The organism is Pseudomonas sp. 5Ae-yellow (assembly GCF_014077575.1).
In the GTDB taxonomy this organism is placed as follows: Bacteria; Pseudomonadota; Gammaproteobacteria; order Pseudomonadales; family Pseudomonadaceae; genus Halopseudomonas; species Halopseudomonas neustonica.
Genome location: NZ_JACGWE010000022.1, coordinates 49,190 through 60,696 on the forward strand (window position 1 = coordinate 49,190; position 11,507 = coordinate 60,696).

At 55.0% G+C, this 11,507-nt stretch carries 8 protein-coding genes; 2 read left to right on the forward strand and 6 right to left on the reverse strand.

Going from position 1 to position 11,507, the window contains the following annotated elements; all coding sequences use genetic code 11:
- Positions 1-4: 4 nt before the first annotated feature.
- The gene (locus tag H4J77_RS13460) at positions 5-1,354 is read right to left on the reverse strand and encodes a glutamine synthetase family protein (protein ID WP_182248849.1); all 1,350 of its coding nucleotides are present in this window, start codon (positions 1,352-1,354) and stop codon (positions 5-7) included.
- Between the two features lie 224 nt (positions 1,355-1,578).
- On the opposite strand from H4J77_RS13460, the gene H4J77_RS13465 reads away from it, so the two are divergent.
- Positions 1,579-3,291 carry a VOC family protein gene (locus H4J77_RS13465; protein WP_182248851.1) on the forward strand — a complete coding sequence of 571 codons (1,713 nt, stop codon included), beginning with the start codon at positions 1,579-1,581 and terminating at the stop codon, positions 3,289-3,291.
- Positions 3,292-3,339: 48 nt separating this feature from the next.
- Here H4J77_RS13465 and H4J77_RS13470 read toward each other — a convergent pair whose 3' ends face one another.
- Together H4J77_RS13470 and H4J77_RS13475 are read right to left on the reverse strand one after the other, a co-directional pair.
- Positions 3,340-4,578, reverse strand: a complete 1,239-nt coding sequence (locus H4J77_RS13470; protein ID WP_182248853.1) for a saccharopine dehydrogenase family protein — start codon at positions 4,576-4,578, stop codon at positions 3,340-3,342.
- A 46-nt stretch (positions 4,579-4,624) separates the two neighbouring features.
- Positions 4,625-5,722 carry a carboxynorspermidine decarboxylase gene (locus H4J77_RS13475; protein WP_123890501.1) on the reverse strand — a complete coding sequence of 366 codons (1,098 nt, stop codon included), beginning with the start codon at positions 5,720-5,722 and terminating at the stop codon, positions 4,625-4,627.
- Between the two features lie 318 nt (positions 5,723-6,040).
- Between H4J77_RS13475 and H4J77_RS13480 the strand changes: the two genes are divergently transcribed.
- On the forward strand, positions 6,041-8,005 hold the full coding sequence (locus tag H4J77_RS13480) for an alkyl/aryl-sulfatase (protein WP_182248855.1): 1,965 nt from the start codon (positions 6,041-6,043) through the stop codon (positions 8,003-8,005).
- Between the two features lie 47 nt (positions 8,006-8,052).
- Here the strand turns inward: H4J77_RS13480 and H4J77_RS13485 are convergent, their stop codons facing one another.
- The 3 genes from H4J77_RS13485 to glnT all read right to left on the reverse strand — a co-directional run bounded on the left by H4J77_RS13485 (position 8,053) and on the right by glnT (position 11,273).
- A complete protein-coding gene (locus H4J77_RS13485) occupies positions 8,053-8,664 on the reverse strand; it encodes a TetR family transcriptional regulator (protein ID WP_182248857.1) in 612 nt (203 codons plus the stop codon).
- Positions 8,665-8,730: 66 nt separating this feature from the next.
- The gene (locus H4J77_RS13490; protein WP_235869752.1) at positions 8,731-9,744 is read right to left on the reverse strand and encodes a putative urea ABC transporter substrate-binding protein; all 1,014 of its coding nucleotides are present in this window, start codon (positions 9,742-9,744) and stop codon (positions 8,731-8,733) included.
- Positions 9,745-9,911: 167 nt separating this feature from the next.
- Positions 9,912-11,273: a type III glutamate--ammonia ligase gene (gene glnT, locus H4J77_RS13495; RefSeq protein WP_123890505.1), complete on the reverse strand. Its 1,362-nt coding sequence runs from the start codon at positions 11,271-11,273 to the stop codon at positions 9,912-9,914.
- Between the last annotated feature and the right edge of the window lie 234 nt (positions 11,274-11,507).

Consider the following 11,507-nt stretch of genomic DNA (forward strand, 5'->3'; position numbering starts at 1 on the left):
CCGGTTATACCTGGCTACCCAGGTAGCGCCTTTCCCAGGGCGTTATCTCATCCATGAAGCTTTCCAGCTCCATGCGCTTGGTGGCCAGGTAACCGTTGACGAATTCGGCACCCAATAGCTCGCGGGCGACTTCGCTGCGATCCAGACGGTTGATGGCCTCGTGCAGTGTATTAGGCAGTACCAACTCATCAGGCGCCGTGAACTCGCCCTGCGCTGGCGCGCTCGGATCACAAGCATGATCTATCCCATATAGCCCGGCCGCGAGCGATGCCGCAACGGCGAGATAAGGATTAGCGTCGGCACCAGGCAAACGGTTCTCGACTCTGCGCGCGACCGGCTCGCTGGCCGGAATACGCAAACCAGCGGCGCGATTGTCGTGCGACCAGCAGAGATTGTTGGGTGAAGCGTAGGCATGGCAGAAGCGCTGATAGGAGTTAACGTAAGGCGCCATCAACAGTGTCAGTTCAGCCATGCAGTGCTGCAAACCACCGATGAAATGGTTGAAAGCGGCGGTTGGCTCCTGCGTGGCTGCGTCAGTAAAAATATTCTGCCCGCTGTGCTGGTCAACAATGCTCTGGTGAATATGCATCGAGCAGCCGGGAACCCGCGCAAGCGGTTTGGCCATGCACACAGCAATCAGCCCGTGCTTGAGCGCCACTTCGTGCAACATGTGCTTAAACAGAAAGGTCTGATCGGCAATCAGCACCGGATCACCGTGCACAAAGTTGATCTCGAACTGACTGACGCCCATCTCGTGCATAAAGGTGTCACGCGGAATACCCAGTGCCGCCATACCGGCGCTGATCTCGTCAAAGAAAGGCTTCAGGCCGTTGCTGGTGCTGACACTAAAGGCGCCCGCCCCCACCTCGCGGCGACCATCCAGCCCGACCGGTGGCTGAAACGCCTGGGTATCGTCACGGTTGGGCTCAAACAAAAAGAACTCCAATTCGGTCGCCACCACCGGGGTCCAGCCGCGCTCGGCGTACTGGTTGACCACCCGGCGCAACAGCGCGCGGGTAGACAGGCCGGATAGCTGACCATCCAGCTCGACCGCCTCGCAAATCGCCAGTGCGCGGGTCTGATCCAGCCAGGGCAACACATGCACCTGGTCGGCATCCGGACACAGCACCAGGTCACCATCGTCATGTCCGTAAAACTCGGCCTCAGGATAGCCACCCATGATGCACTGCAGCAGCACGCCGCGCGCTAGCTGCAGGCGACGCTCGCTGAGAAAGCCCTCCACTGTCATCACTTTGCCCCGCGGGACACCATTCAAATCAGGCGTTACACACTCAATATCAGCCACACCCGCCAACCGCTCGGACATGGGGACTGCAGACAGTGGAGAACTCATGGCGCGACTACCTTTGCTGGCCGGTTTGCCGAAAATGGCGTTGCCGGATCATACCCCATCTACTTGCGGCGAGACCAACCACAGGCCGCCCTCTTACCCGCAGCTCGCTGGTTTGCACTGGTGGCTGATTCAGAATACTTGCAAAATGAACGAACATTCATTCACTATATAAGCCGCTACGCTGTGAACGACAGCAACTATAACGACAATAAAAAGGTATACCCATGACAGTTACCACCCGCCTCCGCTCCAGGCTAAGCCTTGGCTTGCTCGCACTATTGCTATCTGGCTGTTTAAGCAGCGGAGGGGGTAATGACTCAGCCAGTGAGAATAGCCCTCCCTCGTCTGCCGATAACCGCCAAAACAGCATCTACTTAAGGGCCGCCGCTATCGGTGTTGCTGATCTGGATGCCGCTCTACAGGTCTATACCGAAGGCCTGGGCATGAGCGAAGTTGAGCGCGTCACCCGGGACGACCGGATTGAGGTTGTGTTGGAGTCCGCCGACAAGCGCGGTTCATATATCGTTCTGATGAGTTACACCGACGACCTTGGCCGCAATACTCTGCAGAATCCAGGCAAACTGGTGTTCTATGCCAAAGACCCGAGCGCCTTTGCCAGCCGTTTTGTCTTGGCCGGCGGGCGCATAACAGTGCCACCCGCCCCACAAGCCAGCGTTGGCGGCATTGTTGTTGGCTTCGGTCGTGACCAGAACAATAACCTGATTGAGATCACCGGCAGTGAAACGGCCCAGGACTCCTACTTCGGCGCGTTCGGTATCGGCGTCTCGGACCTGGAAAGCGCGCGCAACTTCTATGTTGATACACTCGGCTTCCTCGAAAGCCAGTTTCTCTCAATACCCGGTCAATACGACGAGTACATTTTGACCTCACCGGTTCCGGGCAGCTCGGCAATGGTGCTCATGCACTGGACCAATGCCACCCCACGCAACTACATCGACAACCCGGTCAAGCTGGAGCTGGCCAGCGCTCAGCCGCAACGCCTGAGCGATGCCATTACCGAGGCTGGCGAAACCGTCAGCCTGGAGCCGGCGGCGTCCACAGATGCGGACCTGAAGGGCGCGCTGGTTGGCTATGCAACTGATGCCGACGGCACATTGCTGGAAATCCGCCAGTCGCTTCGCGCGTACCTGAGCGGCGCCGCGATCGGCGTCAGCAGTCTGGATGATTCGCTTGCTTTCTATCTTGAAGGGCTGGGCATGCGCGAGATTGAGCGGCGTACCCGCGAAAACCGCGAGGAAGTAGTGCTGGAATCCGCCGATGGCCGTGGCTCGCAGGTCATTCTCATGGGCTTTACCGACGGTGTGACTCGCAACTACCGCCAGAATCCGGGCAAGCTGGTGTTCTACGCCAAAGACCCGACGGCGTTTGCGCAGGATATCCGCGATGCCGGTGGCGTTGTTCTGGTTGAGCCTGTGGATCAGGGCCCTGCGCTCGGCAATGCGGTAGTCGGTTTTGGTCGTGATCTGGACAATAACCTGATCGAGATCGTTGGCGACGCTGCCGCCACCGATTCCTACTTTGGTGCCTTCGGTATCGGCGTGAGCGATCTCGCTGCTGCCAAGGCATTCTACGCCGACACGCTCGGCTTCAAGGTATCGCTATTCTTGCCCATTGCCGGCCAGTACAACGAGTACATCCTGCAGGGTTATGGCGGCTCAGCCTTGGTGCTGATGAACTGGACCAACGGCTCAGTCCGCAACTATAACGACAATCCAGTGAAACTGGAGATTGCGACAGCATCACCAGAGGCCTTTATCCAGACCATAGACGATGCCGGCCAGCGCATCATTCAGACGCCAGAGATTTCCGAGGAAGTTGGCCGCAGCGGACAGCTGGTAGGTTACGCCAAGGATGCCGACGGTACCCTGCTGGAGTTACTACTAGCGCCCTGGGGGCAATCAACGACCACACCCTGACAAAAAAAGGCCAGCTGTTCAGCTGGCCTTTTTTGACGGACGCTGTGTTTAGAAACTCAGCGCACGATCACCCTGCTCATCCTTGATACGGGTCGGCAAACCCATCTCATTGAGCAGGTTGATGAAGGGCTTGGCATCCAGCTCTTCGACGTTAACCATTTTCTCTACATCCCAGGCACCATTGGCGATCAGAATGGCCGCGGCCACCGGAGGCACACCAGCGGTGTAGGAAATACCCTGGCTGCCCACCTCGGCATAGGCCTCGGCATGATCCGCCACGTTGTAGATAAATACTTCCTTGTGCTTACCGTCTTTTTTGCCTTTGACCACATCACCGATGCAGGTTTTGCCGGTGTATTCGGGCGCCAGCGAAGAAGGGTCGGGCAATACCGCCTTGACCACTTTCAGCGGCACAACTTCCAGCCCTTCGGCGGTAGTCACTGGCTGCTCCGACAATAAGCCCAGGTTATTCAGCACGGTAAACACGTTAATGTAGTGTTCACCAAAGCCCATCCAGAAACGTACGTTCGGTACGTTCAGGTTCTGCGACAATGAATGCACTTCATCGTGACCGGTCATGTAGCTGGTCTGCATACCCACGACAGGAAGGTCGTCGGTACGCTTGACCTCAAACATCTTATTGCTGGTCCATTGGCTGTTCTGCCAAGACCACACCTGACCGGTAAATTCACGGAAGTTGATTTCCGGGTCAAAATTGGTCGCAAAGTACTTGCCGTGGCTGCCCGCATTGATATCGATGATGTCGATTTCATCTACGCTGTCGAAATATTCGTTAACCGCAATACTGGCATAGGCGTTGACCACGCCCGGATCAAAGCCAATGCCGAGAATGGCGGTGATCTTGTTTTCAGCACAGAGCTCGCGACGCTTCCACTCGTAGTTGGCATACCACGGCGGCGTTTCGCAGATCTTTTCCGGGTCTTCATGAATGGCGGTATCAAGGTAGGCAGCACCGGTCTCGATACAGGCCTGCAGGACCGACATATTGATGAATGCCGAACCAACGTTGATGACTATTTGCGATTTAGTCTTGTCAATCAGCGCCTTGGTGGCAGCTATATCAAGCGCATCCAACGCATGGGCCTGCAGTTCACCGGCCGTTTTCAGACTGTTCTTTTCGCGCACGCTGTCGACCAGTGCCTGGCACTTGTCGAGGGTCCGCGAGGCAATATGAATATCGCCCAGCACATCATTATGTTGCGCGCATTTGTGCGCGACCACTTGAGCGACGCCACCGGCACCGACAATAAGAACGTTTTTTTTCATCACTCTTCCTCGCAACGCCTCCTTGGATAAAGGCTGGGGTTGTGCCTCAGGAGAGGCTTTCTAGGTAATCCTGGAAACCGAATTCACGGACCAGTTCCACTTCACCATCAAGCTGCTTGATTGCAATGGCGGGCATATTCACGCCGTTGAACCAGTTCTTCTTGACCATGGTGTAACCGGCCGCATCGATAAAGGAGAGGCGATCGCCAACACTCAGCTCGCGATCAAACTGGAACTCGCCGAATATGTCTCCGGCCAGACAGGACTTGCCACACACCATGTACTGATGGGCGCCGTCACAGGGTTCCATTTTAGCGTCCTGGCGGTAGATCAGCAGATCGAGCATATGTGCCTCAATCGAACTATCAACCACCGCTAGCTGCTTACCGTTGTAGAGGGTATCGAGCACTGAAACTTCCAGCGACGTACTCAACGTAATCGCCGCTTCGCCTGGCTCGAGGTAAACCTGAACACCATACTTCTCGGAGAAAGCCTTTAGCCGCGCACAAAAGTCGTCTACCGGATAATCGTCACCGGTAAAGTGAATACCGCCACCGAGGCTGACCCACTCGACCTGCTGTAACAGATGACCGAAACGCTCTTCGATCTGACCCAGCATGTCATCGAACAGAGAAAAATCACCGTTCTCGCAGTTGTTGTGAATCATGAAACCGGAAATCAGCGGCAGCACAGCGGCAATTTTTTCCGCATCCCATTCACCTAAACGACTGAACGGACGAGATGGGTCGGCAATGAGGAAGTCGGAGCTGCTCACGCCAGGATTCAGGCGCAGGCCGCGCACTGTATTCTTCGAGGCGTCGCTAAAACGGGTCAGCTGGCTGATCGAGTTAAAGATAATCTTGTCAGCATTGCTCAGGACTTCTTCAATTTCGTCGTCAGCGTAGGCCACGCTGTAAGCGTGGGTTTCACCGCCGAATTTGAGGCGGCCCAGTTTGACCTCGTTCAATGACGAAGAAGTGGTGCCATCCATGTACTCACTCATGAAGTCGAACACGGACCAGGTGGCGAAGCATTTGAGTGCCAACAGGGCCTTGGCGCCGGAATGCTCTCGCACGTAGGCGATCCGCTCCATGTTCTGCTTTAACTTACTCTTGTCGATGAGGTAGTAAGGCGTCTTGATCAATTCGGTTGTTACCTCCAGCGGTCTAAAGCCCGGTGCACCCGGACATTTTAAAGCGCGCGATTATAGGTTATCGAAGCAACGGCTTCGATAAAAACCACTCTGAATACGCGCGATTGCCCGCCAAGGGTACACCCGCGATGCTTCAATTTCACTTCAGCACCCAACCCCATGCAAAAAAAGCATCAAAATAACAATAAAAATGCATTAGCCAGATACGCACAAGACTGCCTATAGTTTTGTCAGCGCCAATCGTTCTTTCCGATCACAACAAGAGCGCGTCTAACCAGACGACGCCAGCTAAATCCTGGGAGACACCCGATGCGAGCTCGCACCTTCATCTACTGCATTAGTGCAATAGCAGCCACCGTAAGCCTTGCCACACAGGCTAGCACCAACCCTGCGACCGCCAGCACTGCCACCAGTAACCAAGCGGTATTGCAACAACTACCCTTTGCCAACCAGCAAGCTTTTACTGATGCCCAGCGCGGCTTTATTGCCCAACTGCCGGACGGCAAAGTAACGAACGAAGATGGCTCAGTCGCCTGGGATATGAGTGTTTATAGCTTTCTTGACCAAGAAGCCGCACCGGATACCGTCAACCCGAGCTTGTGGCGTCAGGCTCGGCTAAACAACATTCATGGTCTGTTCAAGGTAACCGATGGCCTTTATCAGATTCGCGGCATGGATTTGGCCAACATGACGATTATCGAGGGTGACACAGGCCTGATCATCATTGATCCACTGCTCTCGCCCTCTACGGCTAAAGCGGGCCTCGAACTCTACTACCAGAACCGCCCAGAGAAACCGGTTGTCGCTGTGCTCTATACCCATAATCACGTTGACCACTGGGGCGGCGTTAAAGGCGTGCTGGACGAGGCTGACGTCAAGGCTGGCAAGGCGCACGTGTACGCCCCCGCAGGCTTCATGGAGCACGCTGTATCGGAAAATGTCATCGCCGGCCCGGCGATGAGCCGGCGCGCCACTTACCAGTTTGGCGCTACATTACCGCCTGGTGAGCGCGGACATGTCGACACCGGCCTGGGCAAGGCCCTTTCTCACGGCTCACGATCGCTGATCGCGCCAACCGATACCGTGCCAGACAATGCCAATCTGACCATCGATGGCATCGAAATCCAATTCCAGATGGCGCACGGCTCGGAAGCGGAGTCAGAAATGATGATGTACTTCCCCAAGTTCAAGGTATTGGACACCGGCGAAGTCACCAGCCAGCACATGCACAACGTCTATACCATTCGCGGCGCGGCAGTGCGCGATGCCAGTGCCTGGTCGCACTATATTGATCTAGCCTTGGAGCGCTTTGGCGACAAGACTGATGTTCTGATCGGCCAGCACCACTGGCCAGTATGGGATCAGGAGGCAACCAAGCAGTTTCTCTCTGCCCAGCGTGATATGTACAAATACATCCACGACCAGTCGGTACGTATGATCAACAAGGGCTACCTGCCTGGCGACATTGCCGAGCAAATAAAACTGCCCGAAAGCCTTGATCAGCAATGGTACGCGCGCGGCTACTACGGCACCTTGAGCCACAACGCCAAAGCCATCTACCAGCGCTATATGGGCTGGTACGACGCCAATCCAGCCAACCTCAATCCGCTACCGCCTGAGCAAAACGCGGCAAAAACCGTGGCCTATATGGGCGGCGCCGACAAGGTTATCGAACAAGCCCGCAAAGACTTTGATAACGGCGAGTATCGCTGGGTGGCGTCAGTGATGAACCAGGTAGTGTTCGCCGAACCTGAAAATCAGGCGGCCCGTGAACTCGGCGCAGACGCATTGGAACAATTGGGTTATCAGGCAGAAGCAGGTACCTGGCGAGGAGCCTATCTCACCGGTGCCATGGAGCTGCGCAACGGGCCAACCGAAGCCACTGAAGGCTCGCTATCACCCGACGTACTGCAGGCGCTGGATACCGGCATGTTCTTTGACCTGATGGCTGTGCGCCTGGATGCCGACAAGGCCGCAGGCAAGCACTTGGTGATCAACTGGCAGCTCAGCGATACCGAGGAAAACTACCGCTTGAACCTGGAGCACTCTACCCTGACTTATCGCGAAAACGAGCAGGACGATGCAGCACAGGCAACGGTAGTCATGACCAGAGAAACACTGAACCAGATCTTGCTGCGCCGCACCACGTTCCCTGATGCGGTCAAAGCCGGCGAAATCACCATATCGGGCGAGCCAAGTGCATTCTTCGGGTTGCTGCAGATGCTGGAAGTGCCTTCAGGCAACTTTCCTATCGTAGAACCGGTAAAGCACTAGTAGGCAAAAACCCCCGCCTTTCGGCCACGAGGCGAGGGCGGGGTTTTTCATGGTTGCTGCAAAGCGACCAATAGTCGCTCAGCAAAGAATCCTCGTTGCTTACTCAAGCTGAATAGTCTCGGCGCAAACAACCAGCTCTGGGTAATCCCCATAAGCTGCGTATAAACCATTAGTGCCAACTGCTCTGCAGGCTGAGCTTGCGGTATAGCCCCCTCTTCCTGCGCCGCCAAAAGCAACTCCTGTAAAGTGCTTATCATGCTGCGTGTCAGCTTGCGTTCACGCTTAAGCGTGGCCGAAACAGCTTCAGTCATTTCTGTCTTGTTCAACAGGATCTCAAAGGACTGTCGGAACCAGGCGTCCTCCACCAATAAATCAAACCAACGCGTTACAAAGCGCTCTATGGTTGCCAGTGGCAGTAGCTCGCCGTTACGCGCCTGCGCAACCAACTGCTCAAGCGGTTCCTGAGAGTATGCCAACACCGCTTGAAACAAATCTTCCTTGTTTTTGAAGTGCCAATAAATAGGGCCCCGACTGTAACCTGCTTCAGTGCCAATCATCGCCAGGGTGGTATTCGAGTAGCCATTACGACTGAACAGTATCAGCGCGGCTTCAATAATTTTCAGGCGGGTTTTTTCCGCGTCTTCTTTGGTTCTGCGCATGGGTGTTCCAACAGGCGTTACCGGCAGCCAATGAATGAAATGACTACCGGTAACAGTCAGGCTAAATCAGAGAGCACCATCAGCTGCCATCTGCATGTACTCGGTATCAAACCGCAGCTTGATATTACCGGTATCACCCAGCGTCTTGTCGTTCGGCATTGCGATACCGACAAAATCAGCCGAATCAGCACCCTCGCCTAGCAGGCCTTTCTGGAAGGAAAACTGACGTACGCTATCCATCGCATCTACCGCCTCAGGGCTGCGAATGAAAGCCAGCGCGTCCGCCGGTTGCCAAAACATTTTCATGCCCGCCAACTGCGCTTCATACCCAGCCTGATCGGTACCCGAGGCTTCGCCGAGGAAAGCACGCGCCTTCTGGCCAGCCTCACTGTCGGTACCCATCTCAGTCATCAGCTCAAACCAGGCGCCGACCAAAGCCTTACCCAGCGCCGGATTGTCTCTCAGCGTCTCGCTGTTAACGATAGTCAGATCCTTGATATGGCCAGGAATCTGGCTGGAATCAAACACGCGATTGGCATCCGGCATGCTCAGTACTTCATCAAGCAGCGGATTCCAGGTGACTACGTTTTTCACATCAGGCGTACTGAAGGCCGCAACCATATCAGCATCACTGGTGTTGACCACGGTGACGTCGCTCTCACTCATCCCCACCGAGTCCAGCGCGCGCGCCAACAGGTAATGCGAAACGGACAGCTCAACCAGGTTAACCTGCTCACCCTCGAGGTCTTTCAGATCACTGCTACCTTTCATCACTATGCCGTCGTTACCGTTGGAATAGTCACCTACAATCAGCGCGGTGGTATCTACACCGCCTGCGGCTGGAATCGACAACGCATCCATGCTGGTAGCAACGACGCCGTCGAACTGCCCCGTGCTGTACTGGTTAATGGATTCGATGTAGTCGTTGATCTGCACGATCTCGACTTCAATACCGTATTTGTCAGCCCATTTTTTCATCAGGCCTGACTCATCAATGTATTTCCACGGAATCCAACCGGCATAAATACTCCAGGCCAGCTTGAAGCTATCCTTCTCTTCAGCCGATGCCGCCGGCACCATAACGGTGGATGCGGCCAAAGCGATCAATGCTCCGGAAACGACCTGCTTGAAACGTCGTGCAAAAGGTACGGACTTTTTCATGGTTCTACTCCAGATGATTTTAGTTATCGCCCTTGATTTAGGAAGACAGCAAAAACTGGGCCGCTTAAACACGCGGCCCAGTAGAATCAGAAAAACTTGAGGTAGCGGTCCAGTTCCCAATCAGATACATGCGTGTGGTATTCAGTCCACTCCTGGCGCTTGTAAGCGACAAAGCTATCGAACATTGCCTCGCCCAGAACCGCCTTGGACAGTGGGTCAGCCGCAAAAGCTTCAACCGCCTCGCCCAGGTTCTGCGGCAGCATCTCGATGTCCATTTCACGGACCTGCTGGTCGGTGTAGTTGTACATGTTCTCGCGGTGCGGTGCGCCAGGGTCCATGCTTTCGCGGATACCCTCAAGACCGGCCGCCAGCATCATTGCCGCACCGAGATAAGGGTTGCAGGAAATATCGGCGGCCCGACACTCAACGCGACTGCCTTGAGACGGAATACGCAACATATTGGTGCGGTTATTGTTGCCGTAGCATACGAAGACCGGCGCCCAGGTAGAACCAGACATACTGCCTTTACGAACCAAGCGCTTATAGCTGTTCACCGTGGGTGCGATGACGGCACTGATCGCCTTGGCGTGCTTCATAACACCCGCGATGAAGTGGTAAGCCATCTCGGTAACACCACAGCCGTGCGGATCATTTCCGTTAGCAGGGTCGAACAGATTCTTGCCGGTTTCGATGTCCGCTAACGACATATTGTAGTGCGCACCGCTGCCCGTGCGATTTGCCGAAGGCTTGGCCATAAAGCTGGCGAAACCACCGTGTTTGCGGGCGATCTCATTCGCCATCAGACGGAAGAACACCAACCGATCTGCCATACCGACCGCATCGGTATAGGTGAAATCCGTTTCAAACTGGCCGTTCGCATCTTCATGGTCAAAGGAGTAAACGTCCCAACCCATGGCATTCATCGCTTCAACCAGCTCACCGACGATCGGCAGGTTATCCATCAAACCACGGGGGTCGTAACAAGGCTTGGCTAGCGTATCGCGGCCACTGATCGGCTCGAAACCGCCATCTTCAGTATCCTTGAATAAAAAGAACTCCGTCTCGATACCTAGGTTGAACTTCAACCCCATATCGGCGGCCTTTGCTACCTGGCGCTTCAAGATGTTGCGTGAACAAGCTTCGAAGGGCGCGCCATCCAAATACAGATCACTGGCAAACCAGGCTAACTCGTTGTTCCAGGGGCACACCGTCATAGTCGCGGCATCAGGCATAGCCGCAACTTCGTTATCACTTATATCCTGCGGCACACCATCGAGTGCAGCACCAGTAAACAACTCAGACCCTTTCATCATTCGCCCAAGGTGCTCCAAAGGAACAAACTTGCCTTTGATCATGCCGTGGATATCGACATAACCACCAAGGGCGTACTTCACACCTTTTTCCTGCAGCGTCTGTTTGAGTTGCTCGGTTGTAGCTTGCTGGCTCATGCTGATACTCCAATGATTCTGGCCGCACCCACTGCGGCAACTGGTACGAATCTTCCATTCAACATACATGCCAGCATGCATGTATAAGAGATAAAAACAGATTAGCCATGTGAATCGCCCCCAGTATTCTAGACACTCGCCAGACTCTGGTAATGACGCTTTTCGTACTCGACCGGTGACAGGTCACCACTCGTGCCGTGCCGGCGCCTTGGGTTATAAAACATCTCAATGTAA

What these genes read in the sequence shown, in the direction of transcription:
- H4J77_RS13460 (WP_182248849.1), bottom strand. Translation starts at nt 1,354, where the DNA reads ATGAGTTCTCCACTGTCTGCAGTCCCCATGTCCGAGCGGTTGGCGGGT.
- H4J77_RS13465 (WP_182248851.1), top strand. Translation starts at nt 1,579, where the DNA reads ATGACAGTTACCACCCGCCTCCGCTCCAGGCTAAGCCTTGGCTTGCTC.
- H4J77_RS13470 (WP_182248853.1), bottom strand. Translation starts at nt 4,578, where the DNA reads ATGAAAAAAAACGTTCTTATTGTCGGTGCCGGTGGCGTCGCTCAAGTG.
- H4J77_RS13480 (WP_182248855.1), top strand. Translation starts at nt 6,041, where the DNA reads ATGCGAGCTCGCACCTTCATCTACTGCATTAGTGCAATAGCAGCCACC.
- H4J77_RS13485 (WP_182248857.1), bottom strand. Translation starts at nt 8,664, where the DNA reads ATGCGCAGAACCAAAGAAGACGCGGAAAAAACCCGCCTGAAAATTATT.
- H4J77_RS13490 (WP_235869752.1), bottom strand. Translation starts at nt 9,744, where the DNA reads ATGGTGCCGGCGGCATCGGCTGAAGAGAAGGATAGCTTCAAGCTGGCC.
- glnT (WP_123890505.1), bottom strand. Translation starts at nt 11,273, where the DNA reads ATGAGCCAGCAAGCTACAACCGAGCAACTCAAACAGACGCTGCAGGAA.